Here is a 14,234-nt window from a genome sequence, read left to right as displayed (position 1 = left end):
TGCGGTCATGGATTCGAGCAAGAGGTTTTTACAGGGGCGTATTTCTCAAGCCCCTGTTTTCCATGGCAAAAGCTTGCCATGGAACAGTGTTTTTTGCGTAGGCTTATCTCAGCCCCGCTGAATTTACGCAGATTTGCGCGCAGCCATAGCCTCGGCGAAGCGCTCGAACAGGTAGAAACTGTCCTGCGGGCCGGGGCTTGCTTCGGGGTGGTGCTGCACCGAATAGACCGGACGATCGGAGATGCGAATGCCACAGTTGGAGCCGTCGAACAGCGACACATGCGTCTCTTCGACACCGTCAGGCAGGCTCTGCCCGTCGACGGCAAACCCGTGGTTCATCGATGTGATCTCAACTTTGCCGGTGGCGTTCTCCTTCACCGGGTGGTTGGCGCCGTGGTGGCCGTGGTTCATTTTGACGGTCATGCCGCCAAGCGCCAGTGCCAGCATCTGGTGGCCGAGGCAGATCCCGAACATCGGCAGATCCGTGGTGTCGAGGATCTGCTGGATCATCGGCACGGCATAAACGCCAGTGGCGGCGGGATCACCGGGACCATTGGAGAGGAATACACCATCGGGGTTATGGGCCAGCACCTCATCAGCGGTGGCAGAGGCCGGCAGGACGGTCACGTCACAACCCGCCGATGCGAGGCAGCGCAGGATATTGCGCTTGGCACCGTAGTCGATGGCGACAACCTTGTGCTTGGGGTCTTCCTGACGGGTATAGCCCTCGGGCCAGGCCCACCGCATTTCGTCCCAGCGATAGCTTTGCGCGCAAGTAACGTCCTTGGCCAGGTCGCGCCCTTCAAGGCCCGACCATTCGCGGGCCTTGGCGATCAGTGCTTCGATGTCGAAATTGCCGTCGGGATCATGGGCCAGGGCCACATGCGGGGCGCCCTGCTGGCGGATCGCACGGGTCAGGCGGCGGGTGTCAACGCCGCCGATGGCGATACGCCCGGTGCGGGTGAGCCAGGTTTTCAGCTCTTCGGTGGCGCGCCAGTTGGAGGATTGTGTCGGATCCCATTTCACCACCATGCCTGCGGCGACGGGATCGGCGGTTTCGTCATCCTCGGGGGTGACGCCGGTGTTGCCGATGTGAGGGAAGGTGAAGGTCACGATCTGCCCCGCGTAGGAGGGGTCGGTCATGATTTCCTGATAGCCGGTCATGGCCGTGTTGAAGCAGAGCTCTGCCACGGTTTCGCCGGTGGCACCAAAGCCGTTTCCATAAAAGATGGTGCCATCAGCCAGTGCCAAACATGCGGTGGGCTTGGGTGGGACGGTATCGGCCATGGCGCGACTCTCCAATATGGGCAAAATTCACGGGTATCTAAGGGGTGTGCGCCAAGCCGTCAAGCCTCCGTCGCTGCGATCTGGGCCTGTTTGCGGGGCGAGGCCGGCACCATCTAACGGTGTTTGGGTGCCCCAACGTCATTTGTCTGGCCCCAACTTGAACTTGACTACCACTTTAGGTAAAGATCCGGTTTCCGACTCCGTGGGAATGGACAGATAAATGGATACGCGAACTCGGGTCAATATGGCCCTGAAACAGGCCATGAAGGACCGCGCAGCTGCCCGACTGGCAACCTTGCGTCTGATCAATGCCGCGATCAAGGACCGTGAAATTGCCGACCGGGTCGATGGTGAAGGGGGCGGAATTGGCGATGCAGAGATCCTCGCCATTCTGGGCAAGATGACCAAGCAGCGCAACGAAAGCGCACGCGCCTACGAGGAAGGCGGACGGCTGGACCTGGCCGAACGCGAGCTGGGTGAGATTGCTATCATCGAGGAATTTCTCCCCAAACAGCTGAGCGACGACGAAATCGCCGAGGCGGTCAAGGCTGCGGTTGCTGATACTGGTGCGCAGTCGATCCGTGACATGGGCAAGGTGATGGGCGCCCTGAAGGGCAAATACACCGGCCAGATGGATTTCGGCAAAGTCGGCCCCCTGGTGAAGGATCAGCTCTGCCACAGCGGCGACTGCTGACGCTGATCTGAGCCAATCGCTGTCAGATCAGAAGCCCGCCACCTTTGGCGGGCTTTTTGCTGGGCATTGGGTTGCCGACCAGGGGGTTGCCCGGGGCTGGTATGTGGATGATTGGCCGAGGTCGGCCGCGCATTGCAGGAAGGTCGCGCGCACCTCAGCGGCAAAGGGATTGTCGCGCAGGATCGCCTGCTGCACGTTGGGGGCATCTCCGGCGACCATCCGGCTGGCCTGTTGCATCAGTTCGAAACTGGCTGTGGTCATCCGCAGGGGACCCGGCGCAACCTGACTGAGCGCCTGGGCGATCAGATGGGTCAGACCCTGTACTGTCGCCAGCTCGCGATCATGGGCCTCGGGTGTGGTCCAGATGACATCGAGCCCGAAGACATGGCGCAGCAGCGCCGCCAGACGCAAGGGGCGCGCGCCGCGTAAGGGGCAGAGAGCGATTTTCTGACCGGCGAGACCCTGCGCGGCGCTTTGGGGGCCGAACAAGGGATGGCTTCCCAGAAGCTGGACCTCAGGCGGCAGGGTCCGCAGCATCACCTCCGCCGGCGCCATTTTGACAGAGCCGACATCCATCACCAATGCGCCGAGGGTGAGCAGCGGTGCAATCTCGTGGCAGAGCTGCTCCATCGCACTGACAGGGACGGCAAGAATGACCAGCGGGCAGGCGGCGGTTTCGGCAAGCGGGCAGAAACGCAGGGACGGGTGTTGCGGCAGGTCACAGCCTGAGGCTGGATCATGCACGCAGATCGGCACCAGCGGCGACAGGTGACGGGCGATCAGCTGGCCAAAGGCGCCAAAACCAATCAGGCCAACGCGGGGGAATCTGGTGGAAAGCGACATCGACATCGGGCTCCGGTCTGTGCCGCGCTGCCGTTGGGATGATGTGAGATGCTGCCTCTGTCCGCCGGAACGCGGCGGGATGAACATCAAGAAATGAGAATACGTCCGCCGTTATGAAAACAGCGGATAATACTGGATCGAAAAGGATACGGACGTATTGAACATATGCCTCTGATACGCGGCGCCCCGGCCAAAGTCAAAGGTGCAGTTATGCGGGGCGCTCCGGCATCGGGGTGTCACGGGCTGTGCCGGTGCAGCGCGGTCTTCAGATCCTCATAGAGCGCCTTGCGTTCCTCCTCGGACAGGAAGGCGCCGATTTCGACCTCTCGGCCACTGCCGCGCAGGGTGACGTAATTCGGCACGGGTCCGTCATCGGCATGCAGTTCGACCTGTGTCCAATAGCGGTTACAACGCCAGTTCTGGCGCTGTCCGGTCGGGTTGATGCGCTCCAGATGCGCTTCGGTGGAGTCCAGCGTCAGCACTTCCAGCACATGCCGGTCACGGCGACTGCGATCCAGCGCCCATTTCACCGCAAACAGCGTCGCTGTCACAAAGGGCAGAACCCCCCAGAGCGCCGCACTGCCCAAAAGGGGGATCATCGGGATGGTGATCAGCGCCGCAAGCACACCCAGAAAGCGGACATAGCCCTCTGGCGGCAGCGACTGATGCGGCCATAGGTGCAGCTCTTGATTGCTGTCGGTTCGGGCTGTGATCCATTGATACGGCATGGCGTGAATTTAGCGTCCGCCAGCGGCCTGTCCAGCATCTCGACAGGGCCATGCGTCGCAGCTGCAAAAGGGGGGAACCGGGTCGGTGCTGCGGGCAGAAAGAAGGCCCCGAAGCGGGTGCTCCGGGGCCTGTCTGTCATTCAGTTCATCAACACCTTAGTGCGAATGGGAGCGATCCCAGTCTTCCTGCTTGGGCAGGATTTCGAAGGTGTGCTCCGGCGGCGGAGAGGGCAGGGTCCACTCCAGCGTATCCGCATATTCGTTCCAGTAGTTGTTCTGGGTGATGCGGGCACCGCGCAGCAGCGAGTAGATCACAACGCCAAAGAACAGCAGGAACGATGCAAAGGACAGGAACGCGCCATAGGACGAGATCTTGTTCCAGTACGCAAAGCCTTCCGGGTAGTCGATGTAACGACGCGGCATGCCCTGACGGCCCAGGAAGTGCTGGGGGAAGAAGGTCAGGTTGGCGCCGATGAAGAACATCCAGAAATGGATCTGGGCGCCCAGCTCGGAGTACTGACGACCGGTCATCTTGCCGAAGTAGAAGTACACACCGGAGAAGATCGCAAAGACAGCACCCAGCGACATCACGTAGTGGAAGTGCGCAACCACATAGTAGGTGTCGTGATAGGCGCGGTCGACAGCCGCCTGCGACAGAACCACACCGGTCACACCACCGACGGTGAACAGGAACAGGAAGCCGAAGGCGAACATCATCGGAGCTTTGAACTCGATCGAGCCGCCCCACATGGTGGCGATCCAGGAGAACACCTTAACGCCTGTGGGCACCGCGATCACCATGGTGGCCAGCATGAAGTAGGCCTGCTGGTTCAGCGACATGCCGACGGTGTACATGTGGTGCGCCCAGACGACAAAGCCCAGAACACCAATCGCGATGATCGCCCAGACCATCGGCAGGTAGCCGAAGACCGGTTTGCGGGCGAAGGTCGCGATCACGTGGGAGATGATGCCAAAGCCCGGCAGGATCACGATGTACACTTCCGGGTGGCCGAAGAACCACAGGATGTGCTGATACAGGATCGGGTCGCCGCCGCCAGCAGGGTCAAAGAAGGTGAACCCAAAGTTGCGGTCCATCAGCAGCATTGTGATCGCGCCGGCCAGAACTGGCAGGGACAGCAGGATCAGCCAGGAGGTGACGAAGATCGACCAGGAGAACAGCGGCACCTTGAACAGGGTCATGCCGGGGGCACGCATGTTCAGGAAGGTGGTGATCATGTTGATCGCACCGAGGATCGAGGACGCACCAGAGACGTGAACGGCGAAGATCGCCAGGTCCATGGAGAAGCCGCCTTCGTTGGTGGACAGCGGCGGGTAGAGAACCCAGCCGACGCCGGAACCGGCCTGGTCGTTGCCGCCCGGTGCGAGGACCGAGGCAACCGCGAGCGAGGTGCCCGCGACATACATCCAGAACGACAGGTTGTTCATCCGCGGGAACGCCATGTCCGGCGCGCCGATCTGTAGCGGCATGAAGTAGTTGCCGAACCCGCCGAACAGCGCGGGAATAACCACGAAGAACATCATCAGGATGCCGTGGCCGGTGATCAGAACGTTCCACAGATGCCCATTGGGGGTACATGCCGCAGACGCATCTGCAAAAAGACGTGCACCTTCAAGGCACATGTACTGAACGCCGGGATCCATCAGTTCAAGCCGCATGTAAACGGTGAACGCGACGGAGATGAAACCAACGATCGCCGAAACGATCAGGTAGAGAATGCCGATATCCTTATGGTTCGTGCTCATGAACCAGCGGGTGAAAAAACCGCGCTCGTCTTCGTGGCCGTGACCATGAATGGCTGCATCTGCCATTAAGGTGCCTCCTGTTGCATAACGATAGGCCAACAAACACCGTCCCCGGCGGGCCTAGACTCATCCTGCGTTTTAGTTCGCCGGCAACAGGCCTTCAATGGCGGAGTTTGATATGGATCAAGAATAATTGTCGCGGGCAGGCCCTTTCGGGCTGCCTTTCTGATCCTTTGGCGCCGTGGTCCGGCGTATGTCACGGCGAAGCGCCCCCCGGCCTTGGGTCGTCCGGGAAGGATTTAGCCGTGTTTTATCGAACGGGCGGTCCTTGTGTGCTTGACCAGCGGGCGATAGCCGCGCAAGTTCCCGTTGATAGCTACGGAGGGCAGATAGTGGCGGTGTACGATCCAAACAATATCTTCGCAAAAATTCTGCTCGGAGAACTGCCAGCGCACAAAGTCTACGAAGACAATGACACCCTGGTGTTTATGGATATCATGCCGCGCTCCGACGGGCACATGCTGGTGATCCCCAAGACGCCCTGCCGGAATGTCCTTGACGCATCACCGGCCCAGCTGGCTGCGGTCATGGCGACCGTGCAGAAGATCGGTCGGATCGCGATGCAGGCATTTGACGCCCAAGGGATTACCATTCAGCAGTTCAACGAGGCTGCGGGTGGGCAGGAGGTGTTCCATCTGCATTTCCACGTGTTGCCACGTCGCGACGGCGATACAGTGCGACCACCGGGCATAATGGCCGATCCGGGTGTTTTGCAGGCACATGCGGAGATAATGCGCAAGGCCGTGGACGCCGCCGCCTGATAGAGGCCGCATGTTCTCAGAGTAAGCGATTACCGGCGGGCTGTCCTGGCCTGTCGCGGCTCGTGCTGCTGTGCTGATGCACAGGCGCGAAGTCGCGGACCAGTTATTCTACCTTTGGATGAAATTTATATTGATATGTGTGACCCGTTTATCCTAGGGTCCCGGCAGTCTCGGCCATAGGGCCTGAAGAACTGAGAACTGAACCGATATCGGGAGGGGGCTTGGCAGCGCAGCTGTCCAGGCGGAGCGATGTGGGTTTCATGTTTATGGCGGCCTGTCCCTGGCCTGCCCGTGGTGTCTTTGCAGCGCCCGGCGAAGGGGAACCGGAAATGAAAGTTGCGGCAGTCTCGTATTGGTCGGGGCTGGTTGTGTTCATACCAACCTGCGCAGATGCGCCATGGTTTTGCAAAGTGACGGGCGTTTGGCCTGTGTATGTTGCTGAGGAGGGGCCGTGGGTAAGACGGCAGAGGATAGTGGTGATCTAAGGGGGCTGTCGGACGAGACAGTGGCAGCGGCCGTCTACGGCTCTGTTCTTGGCGCGTCCAATGCGGTCGCCTGGCGGGACCGGCTGATCCGTGCGGGCTATGATGGTGTCGCCGGGAAAGCCAAGAGCGCACTGATAGGATCGACGCCGGTTGGCGCCGGTAAGGCGGTTGCCAGCTCCTGGCAGGGATCTGCGGGCTCTTCTGATGGGCTGGGGCTTTCGGCGCATTTGTCACCTGAACGCGAGCTTGCCGGGTCGGCGCTGATCGGACGTCACTTTGACCGCGCCATCTATCTCAGGAGTCGCCTGATCGCGGCGCAGAGCCATGGATCCTGGCCAGAGCTTCAGGCAGTGCTTCCCTGCGGTGCGAGGAACTGGCTGCTGGTATCGCGCGAGGCGGAGATTCTGGCCGCAGGTGATGACTGGCCGAGCCGTGGGCGCATCACCGCGCCCTGGATCGCTCAGGCCATTGGGGTCGCGGATGCCAAGCTGCCGCTGTGGTACACGCTTTTTGATGAGGATAGGCCGCGCCCTGCACTTACGTTGCTGCGGGGCGAGGGGGGGCGGCTGCTGATGTGCCAAGCGGTGGGCGGCCGCGGGGAGAGGCTGGGCGCCGTCGATGGTCTTTCTGGCGCGCGCCCGTCTGACATGGCTGCATGGCGCGGCCGATTACGGGCCGTGGACCCCTCGGCACCGGCGGTTCTGGTGGAACAGCTTACGACCGGCTGGTCGGATGTGGCGGCAGATCAGGTGGCATTGCGGTTCGGCTTTGATCCGGAGGAAATGTCGCTGCTGCGTCATCTGTTGATTGAGGCCGACTGGATTGAGCTGCGCATCGGGACCGGTGGCGAACGCGGGCCTGAACTGGCCCTTCTGGGCCAGATGCTCAGCAAAACTGCAGCGCCAAACTGCCCTGAGATGCTGCGGTTCCTTGCCTATCTCATGCAGCAGACGACTCGCGATCACGATATCGCTGCGGGTCGCGCGTCACCCCCACAACGCGTACTGAGCCTGGCGTCCGGGCTGACTTCACAATATTTGCAGTTTGGCGCCGAGCGCGGCCAGCCGGTGATCTTTGTCCATGGTATCTTTGACGGGGTTGCGGCGATCCAGCGGCTGCAACCGCAGTTGCGGGCGCGTGGCCTGCGGTGTCTGGCACCTTTGCGCTGCGGCTATGGTGGCTCGGACAGTTTGCCGAGCGGGACTGATCCGATTGATTTATTCGTAACCCAGTTGGATGCGCTGATCGACGCGGAGGGTTTGGTCAATCCCATCCTGATGGGGCATCGCAGCGGATGCCTGTTTGCCGCCGCCGCCGGGCGCCGGCTGCGTGACCGGCTGGGCGGGGTGGTCTGTATCGGCGCGACACTGCCATTGCCCAGTATTGGACATGCAAGGGCCCTGCGCGGGCATCAGCGCGCGCTGGCGCTGAGCGCGGTCCATGCCAGCGCGGTGCTGCCGCTTGTGGTGCGCAGCTGGTCACGGTCCGTGCGGCAAAAGGGGCCGCAGGTCCTGGTGTCGCGCCAGATCGCCCGCGAAAGCGCGGACCGTCAACTGCTGGCTGACCCCGCGTTGAGCGCGGTTCTGGACCAGAGCCACAGGATGATGATGCAGCAGGGACGCGGCGGCTACGAAATTGATCTGCGGCTGGCGGTTCGCTCGCGCGACATGCGCCATTGTGCCAAGGCCGCGCCGACCATCTATCTGCATGGCGGAGAAGATACCGTGACGCCGGTCGACAAATTGCAGGCCGCGCTGGGGAGTGGTCACGCCAACCTTCAGATCCGGGTCAGCAAACGCGCCGGTACCATGCTGCTCTATGCCCAGCCGGAGCTGGTGTTTGCAGCGATCGACGACCTGCGTCAGCGCATGACGTCATGATCGGCCTGTCCCGCAACGGGGGCTGACGCCTAGTCGAGGGAACAGGTTTCGGTTGTGGCAAAGGCGACATCGAAACATTGCTTCAGCGCCACATCCACATCCGTCATCGTGACCGGCAAGCCCAGATCCACGAGGCTGGTAACGCCGAATTCGGTGATGCCGCAGGGGACGATGCCGTCAAAATGGCTGAGGTCAGGCTCCACGTTGATCGAAATGCCGTGAAAGCTCACCCATTTGCGCAGGCGGATGCCGATTGCAGCGATCTTGTCCTCGGTCTTCTCGCCGTTGGGCCGCAGGGGTTTGTCGTCCCGCTCCACCCAGACGCCGACACGGCCGTCGCGGATATGGCCGGTCACGTTGAACCGGTCGAGCGCCAGGATCACCCAACGCTCCAGCTGGCGGACGAAACAACGCACATCGCGGCCCCGCTTGGCGACATCCAGCATGACGTAAACCACGCGCTGGCCGGGTCCGTGGTAGGTATATTGTCCGCCGCGCTTGCTTGCGTAGACCGGGAAGCGGTCGGGGTCGGTCAGATCGCCGGGCCGCGCCGAGGTGCCGGCCGTATAGAGCGGGGGATGTTCAACCAGCCAGATACATTCCTCGTGGGTTCCTGCGGCAATACCCGCCGCACGCTCCTCCATGAAGGTGACGGCCTCGTCATAGCCGGTCAGGCCGGAGGTGGTGATCCATTCAACCATCGACGGTGTCCTTTGTTATGACTTTTGTAACCACTATAGAGCAATGCGCGGAATTTTCTGGCCTGCGTGATGGGTCGTGCGCTACCGTGATTGCGTGTATTCATCAATGGGGGGGACGCGTAATATGTTCTCAAAATCTCTTAAAACTACATTGGCAGCATCAATTCTGGCGACCTCCGGCGCTGCTCCGGCGGTTGCCGACAATCTTGGCGCGGCGCTGGTCGGCAGTATCATCGGCGGCGTGATCGTCAATGAAGCGCATAAAAACCGCGCGCGCAAACAGCCGGTGACCCGCAAACGGACCTATTCGCCCGCGCGGGCGCAGAACCGTGAAACGCAGACGGCGCTGAATTACTTCGGCTTTCCCGCCGGCTCCCCCGATGGCGTGATGGGGCGCAAATCCCGCAGCGCCGTGGCGCAGTATCAGGGGCATATGGGTTTCCCGGCAACCGGGCAGCTGACACAATATGAACGGGATTTCCTGGTGTCGTCCTACAGCCGCGCCCAGATTGGCGGCCCGCAGGTGATCAAGGCGATGCAGGGCCCCAATGGCGTCCGCGGGCTGTTGCGGATCTGGCGGGATGAGGCGACCGGCACCCGCAGCGCGAGTGCAGCCGGCTATGGCAGCTACGGCGGCCTGCCGTTTGAAGTCAGCCAGGCCGTGGATGAAATCGCGGCCAGCGCCGATCCCAGCGCCGAACAGCTGTTGCAACGTTCGGGTTTCATGCAGCTGGCGGATCTGAACGGCGATGGCAAGAACGACTACATGATCGACACCTCGGTGTCCGGCAGCTCCTTCTGGTGCGGTGCGTCGCATTGCTCCGTCATGGTCTTTGCCTCAACGCCGCAGGGCTATCAGCGCAATGACTTCATGGCGCGGGGCGTCACGACGGCAAACTTCGCCTGTCATCAGGGCGTCTGCCGGATGACGGATGAGCCGACGTCGGGCACGGTTCAGGCGGCTGTGCCAACCCCGGCCCCTGCGCCCGCACCCGCTCCGGGAGCAACTGTGCTGGCCTCCGCGCCGCAGGCCGTCGCTCCGGCGCCTGCTCCCGCACCCGCTCCTGCCGGAGGCGGGCTGGCCGGCATTCAGCTGTTCCAGCAACCGGCACCGGCGGCAAGCACCGCGTCGCTCACCAGCCATTGCAGCAAGGTCAGCCTGCTCACCAGTTCCAACGGTGGCTATATGACCGTTGCCAATCTGCGCGACCCGGAGCTAGCATTGGGTGAGCAGTTCTGCCTGACCCGGTCCTATGCGATCAATTCCGGCGAAGCGCTTGTGGCCAAGGTGCAGGGAGTGAGCCAGGCACAGGTCGACAGCCAGTGCGACGCCTTTGGACCTGCTGTTCAGCCCTATCTTGCCAAACTGGCGACCACGGGCAGTGACGCCTTGATTTCCGACGTGCAGAAATTTGTGCTGCAATCCAACATGTCGATCGAGCAGCTGTCCAATACCGCCGGGATTTGCCTGTTCTCGGGGTATCGCCGTGACAATATGGAGGTGGCGCTAGGAGCGGCGCTCATCATGGTTGGTGTCGGCCAGCGTCCCTATGCCGAGCTGATCGGCCATCACCTGGCGCAGGGCTTTGGCGTTGCGAAATCGCCCGAGCAGGCACAGGGCTGGTATCAGACAGCGGTTTCCGCGCTGGAGGCCGGGGTTGATCCGGTCTTCGCACCCGGACAGCCGGAACGAGTCGCCCTGATCAAGGCCGCCGCTGCGGGCCTGACCGGCGCATTGGCACAACCTGTACCGGCGTCCAGCACCGCAGCCGCGCTGCCGAGTTTCTCAACCGACTGATCGGTTTTTCACACCATCAGACCTGTCAACGGGGGCGGAATGATCATCCGCCCCCGTTCCTTTTTCGGGCGAGCAGAAAAGCCTGAGAAATGATCATTTTGCATCTTCACAACCGTCCCGCGCTCGTCTATACGCCGCTACACCAAGTCAAGACAGTGCGGTCGTGGCGGAATTGGTAGACGCGCAGCGTTGAGGTCGCTGTGGGGTAACACCCGTGGAAGTTCGAGTCTTCTCGACCGCACCATTTCACATTTTGATGTGAATATCCCCAAAAACTCAAAAATTTCAGATACTTGCGGAGTTCGATAACCGTTTTTTCGGTCGTATGCCAATGGTGCTTTGAAGGCTGCTTTCAGGATGGTCTTGCGTACCAAGAGTGAGCCCTTTTCGTAGATATTCCAAGGGTTTGACAGGAAGTCTCTCAAGAGTTCGATAATTTCACCTAGGGGGAAGGCCGATTGTGTCTCCTGAGTCAGTTTGTCGTTCAGCAGGAGCTTGTCGTTTTCTAGTTTGGCGACCTTAGTTTCGAGCGCGGCAATGACCTTTGGATTCGAGGTTTCAACCAAACGCTCAACCAAAGCATCTTGCTGCTTATCCAGCTCCTTGATCTGGCGTTTAAGCGCAGATTTAGCCTGTGCTACCTGTTCCTTGCTTTGCCCTAATGCATCGTGAAGCATCGAGGTTGCCATAGAGAGCATTTTCTCTGTGGGTGCCATGGCACGCAGGATCGCCTCAAACCCCGTGTCGATCTTCTCAGCGCGGATACCTTTACGGTATTCAGAGCAATCGCGGGTCTGACAGTTGTAGTATGGGTAGCGTTTACCTGTGGCGCTGCGTGCAAAATAGGCAGTCATTGGCTTGTCACAGCAAGCGCAGACAACAGATCCACGCAGAGGGAAGTCTTCATTGATATCAGGCCGCTTGGCCGCGATGCCTTTGCCGTTTCGACGCTCTTGGATGATCTCGAAAGTTTCCAAAGAGATCAAAGCTTCATGATGACCTTTGCGGCGCGTGATACCCCACGGTTCATGTTCAATATATCCTGCGTAGATCACACGGTTGAGGATATTCGTTACCTTCTGTTGACGGATCAAGCCGTTCGGCAGGTCTTTGGGGAACTCAGGCTGGCTTTCCAAAAATCGCTTGATGTCTGCCTGCCCAGAGAACCGACCAGAGGCATAGCCTTCCAAAGCTTCCTTTACGATGGAGGCAACAGGTTCATCTCGGGTGAGCAGTCTCCCGTGTGCCTTTGTCTTTTTGTATGTGTAGCCAACAGGTGCAGCGAAGACGGAATAGCCGTTCATCATCCGTCCCTTCATACGGTTAGAGGTCTGCTCCGCATTTTTCTCGCGTTGATGCTGCGCCACAGAGGCCAGCATATGTTCGACAAGGCGCGAGTCACTGTCCTCGCCAAACTCAATCGACGGGCTTTCCAAAATGCCGCCTGCATCGCTCAGTGTTTCGCGCAGGGCGATATGTGCCTGCACATTGCGGGCGAAGCGGCTGATATCGTCGATGATGACAACAACACTGCCTTTGGGATGCAGGCGCAAAAATGCCAGCATCCGATCCATGGCAGGGCGGCGTTCAAACTTGCCCGACATATCGTCCTTGAACACTTCCACAACGTCATAGTCTTTGTAGGTGGCGTATTCGCGGCAACGGTTTTCTTGTGAGGCGAGGCCATCGCCCTCGCGCACCTGCTTTGCCCCAGAAACGCGGCAGTAGATTACTGCTTTGCTTGGCCTTGTTCTGCTTACTCCTGCCATTGGTTCTCCTCTTCTGAACGGGTCTGTGCCCATTCTCTGTTCAGCAAGGATACCAAATCAGCGGAATCCTGATCCAATGCTTCCTGCTGTTCTCCACAGATTTGCGTGGGGGATTTCAGATCATAGCCGAGATCGACAAACATCACGACAATCGACCACAGGGTCTCGATCAACTCCTTTTGCTGATCCAGTGGCATATCGCTCGTTTCAAGCATGGCTGCGTAAATCTCCCAGTCAACGGAGAGGCTGGGGCGTTTAGGCATATCAAATGGTTCGGGCGGACAGGTCATGCGCGCACTCCTTTCTTCAAATCGGTTTTTGGAAAATGTGTGTCTCAAGTCGCTAAGTGTTCGGAGCGCACATTGAGAACAAATATAGAACATATAACCACATCTTCCTGCGATCACGCAAGGAAAATCTCTGAATGATCCTAGGCGCTTAGTCTGTCGGTAGCATGGCAAGGCTGTGGCCATCTCGGGTGTTCAGGGGGTGAATACGGGTGTATGAAAAGGCATGTCATTTGATCCAAAGAATAAGGCCGACAAGGCGAAGCTTTATCCTGTGCTCAAGGCGTTGGCTGATCTTGATCCACGCAAGACACCAGAACTGCTCATGGATGACGCCGTAGGCTATCCTGTCGCGCGAGGCCAAGACTATGTGCGCAATATGCGAAGAGGGGAGATAGCGGCGTCTTATGCCACGCTGATCCACCAATGGCTTACTGAGAACCACTTCGAATTAGCACACCGCCTTGCTGCTAAGATTTTCCCAGAAACACCAGAGCAACGCTGGCAGACGATCCTTGATGAACGCTCCAGAACCGACAGTTTCAGACTTGTTCAGGTTCCTCTGGTTATGGGCATCCTTGAACGGGAAAGTCAGTTGAAGCCAGTCGATACGACCATACGGCTAGTTGAGCAGGTACCCAGCATCATATTCGCAGCTTCATGATCCGCCTGCATCTCGAGGCAAAGAGGTGCACAGCGGTGAAGCTCACTGGGAATCAAAGTGAGTGAAGGAACTTTCAAGGAAGACCGTTGTGCAACCCCTAGACGGCTAGCCAGTCTAAAATGGCCTAAAGAGAGATGACTATACTCATGGAGTACTAGCCATGCGATGGAAATTTTTACCATTTTTTCAACGGACTGCGCCTGTAGGAAAGGCAGCTTCGTCAAGCTGCTTTCCAATGAAGAAACCTTTGCCCAAAGTCGCACTATCGCGTTTTGGAGGCCGGTTGATACTCCGACTGTGAAGCCTTCTAAACTTTGTTCAGCGTACGCCCAAAAGCCGTCGTCAGGCACCCAGCTTGAATGTACTTGGTCTAACAGGTGCTTAGAGCGGGAACCAAGAGCACTTGAAGCATTTTGAGAGGGTGTTCCGGTCACTTTCAAACACATTATTGGTCGCCTCGGTATGAAAGGTGATTGTCAGATATATTTTTAATATCAGAGGGATAGTTTGAAT

Annotated in this window: 11 protein-coding genes, 1 tRNA gene and 1 pseudogene; 6 read left to right on the top strand and 7 right to left on the bottom strand. The window is 59.3% G+C overall.

Annotation, left to right across the window (positions count from 1 at the left end):
* Positions 1 to 123: 123 nt before the first annotated feature.
* Positions 124 to 1,287 carry a glutamine-hydrolyzing carbamoyl-phosphate synthase small subunit gene (gene carA, locus VXL81_RS01140; RefSeq protein ID WP_416552592.1) on the bottom strand — a complete coding sequence of 388 codons (1,164 nt, stop codon included), beginning with the start codon at positions 1,285 to 1,287 and terminating at the stop codon, positions 124 to 126.
* Positions 1,288 to 1,507: 220 nt separating this feature from the next.
* Between carA and VXL81_RS01135 the strand changes: the two genes are divergently transcribed.
* On the top strand, positions 1,508 to 1,981 hold the full coding sequence (locus VXL81_RS01135) for a GatB/YqeY domain-containing protein (RefSeq protein ID WP_260087338.1): 474 nt from the start codon (positions 1,508 to 1,510) through the stop codon (positions 1,979 to 1,981).
* Between the two features lie 27 nt (positions 1,982 to 2,008).
* Here the strand turns inward: VXL81_RS01135 and VXL81_RS01130 are convergent, their stop codons facing one another.
* The 3 genes from VXL81_RS01130 to VXL81_RS01120 all read right to left on the bottom strand — a co-directional run bounded on the left by VXL81_RS01130 (position 2,009) and on the right by VXL81_RS01120 (position 5,382).
* Positions 2,009 to 2,830, bottom strand: coding sequence for a prephenate dehydrogenase/arogenate dehydrogenase family protein (locus tag VXL81_RS01130; protein WP_416552590.1), 822 nt, complete (start codon positions 2,828 to 2,830; stop codon positions 2,009 to 2,011).
* 230 nt (positions 2,831 to 3,060) lie between these two features.
* Positions 3,061 to 3,552: a DUF2244 domain-containing protein gene (locus tag VXL81_RS01125; protein WP_340544699.1), complete on the bottom strand. Its 492-nt coding sequence runs from the start codon at positions 3,550 to 3,552 to the stop codon at positions 3,061 to 3,063.
* A 156-nt stretch (positions 3,553 to 3,708) separates the two neighbouring features.
* Positions 3,709 to 5,382 carry a cytochrome c oxidase subunit 1 gene (locus VXL81_RS01120; protein WP_340544700.1) on the bottom strand — a complete coding sequence of 558 codons (1,674 nt, stop codon included), beginning with the start codon at positions 5,380 to 5,382 and terminating at the stop codon, positions 3,709 to 3,711.
* A 326-nt stretch (positions 5,383 to 5,708) separates the two neighbouring features.
* Between VXL81_RS01120 and VXL81_RS01115 the strand changes: the two genes are divergently transcribed.
* On the top strand, positions 5,709 to 6,137 hold the full coding sequence (locus tag VXL81_RS01115; RefSeq protein ID WP_416535882.1) for an HIT family protein: 429 nt from the start codon (positions 5,709 to 5,711) through the stop codon (positions 6,135 to 6,137).
* Positions 6,138 to 6,588: 451 nt separating this feature from the next.
* Complete coding sequence (locus VXL81_RS01110) at positions 6,589 to 8,502, top strand: alpha/beta fold hydrolase (RefSeq protein ID WP_416552588.1); 1,914 nt, start codon at positions 6,589 to 6,591, stop codon at positions 8,500 to 8,502.
* A gap of 29 nt (positions 8,503 to 8,531) precedes the next feature.
* Here the strand turns inward: VXL81_RS01110 and lipB are convergent, their stop codons facing one another.
* Positions 8,532 to 9,203, bottom strand: coding sequence for a lipoyl(octanoyl) transferase LipB (gene lipB / locus VXL81_RS01105; protein WP_416552586.1), 672 nt, complete (start codon positions 9,201 to 9,203; stop codon positions 8,532 to 8,534).
* A 124-nt stretch (positions 9,204 to 9,327) separates the two neighbouring features.
* On the opposite strand from lipB, the gene VXL81_RS01100 reads away from it, so the two are divergent.
* Entirely contained in the window at positions 9,328 to 11,001 is a 1,674-nt protein-coding gene (locus tag VXL81_RS01100) for a peptidoglycan-binding domain-containing protein (RefSeq protein WP_340544704.1), read from the top strand.
* 157 nt (positions 11,002 to 11,158) lie between these two features.
* Positions 11,159 to 11,245: transfer RNA gene (locus VXL81_RS01095), tRNA-Leu, on the top strand.
* A gap of 550 nt (positions 11,246 to 11,795) precedes the next feature.
* On the opposite strand, the pseudogene VXL81_RS01090 reads toward VXL81_RS01095, so the two are convergent.
* Together VXL81_RS01090 and VXL81_RS01085 are read right to left on the bottom strand one after the other, a co-directional pair.
* Positions 11,796 to 12,770, bottom strand: a pseudogene (locus VXL81_RS01090) (recombinase family protein); the annotation flags it as partial.
* Entirely contained in the window at positions 12,758 to 13,060 is a 303-nt protein-coding gene (locus tag VXL81_RS01085; RefSeq protein ID WP_416552584.1) for a hypothetical protein, read from the bottom strand. The pseudogene VXL81_RS01090 and the gene VXL81_RS01085, both read right to left, overlap by 13 nt.
* A 223-nt stretch (positions 13,061 to 13,283) precedes the next feature.
* On the opposite strand from VXL81_RS01085, the gene VXL81_RS01080 reads away from it, so the two are divergent.
* Entirely contained in the window at positions 13,284 to 13,721 is a 438-nt protein-coding gene (locus tag VXL81_RS01080) for a hypothetical protein (RefSeq protein ID WP_416552582.1), read from the top strand.
* The last annotated feature ends 513 nt before the right edge of the window (positions 13,722 to 14,234 follow it).

The organism is Phaeobacter sp. JH204B, from assembly GCF_048055755.1.
Classification (GTDB): domain Bacteria; phylum Pseudomonadota; class Alphaproteobacteria; order Rhodobacterales; family Rhodobacteraceae; genus Phaeobacter; species Phaeobacter bryozoorum.
The sequence above is the reverse complement of the archived record's forward strand: the minus strand, read 5'-3'. Positions and strand labels throughout refer to the sequence as shown.

What these genes read in the sequence shown, in the direction of transcription:
- carA (WP_416552592.1), bottom strand. Translation starts at nt 1,287, where the DNA reads ATGGCCGATACCGTCCCACCCAAGCCCACCGCATGTTTGGCACTGGCT.
- VXL81_RS01135 (WP_260087338.1), top strand. Translation starts at nt 1,508, where the DNA reads ATGGATACGCGAACTCGGGTCAATATGGCCCTGAAACAGGCCATGAAG.
- VXL81_RS01130 (WP_416552590.1), bottom strand. Translation starts at nt 2,830, where the DNA reads ATGTCGATGTCGCTTTCCACCAGATTCCCCCGCGTTGGCCTGATTGGT.
- VXL81_RS01125 (WP_340544699.1), bottom strand. Translation starts at nt 3,552, where the DNA reads ATGCCGTATCAATGGATCACAGCCCGAACCGACAGCAATCAAGAGCTG.
- VXL81_RS01120 (WP_340544700.1), bottom strand. Translation starts at nt 5,382, where the DNA reads ATGGCAGATGCAGCCATTCATGGTCACGGCCACGAAGACGAGCGCGGT.
- lipB (WP_416552586.1), bottom strand. Translation starts at nt 9,203, where the DNA reads ATGGTTGAATGGATCACCACCTCCGGCCTGACCGGCTATGACGAGGCC.
- VXL81_RS01100 (WP_340544704.1), top strand. Translation starts at nt 9,328, where the DNA reads ATGTTCTCAAAATCTCTTAAAACTACATTGGCAGCATCAATTCTGGCG.
- VXL81_RS01085 (WP_416552584.1), bottom strand. Translation starts at nt 13,060, where the DNA reads ATGACCTGTCCGCCCGAACCATTTGATATGCCTAAACGCCCCAGCCTC.
- VXL81_RS01080 (WP_416552582.1), top strand. Translation starts at nt 13,284, where the DNA reads ATGTCATTTGATCCAAAGAATAAGGCCGACAAGGCGAAGCTTTATCCT.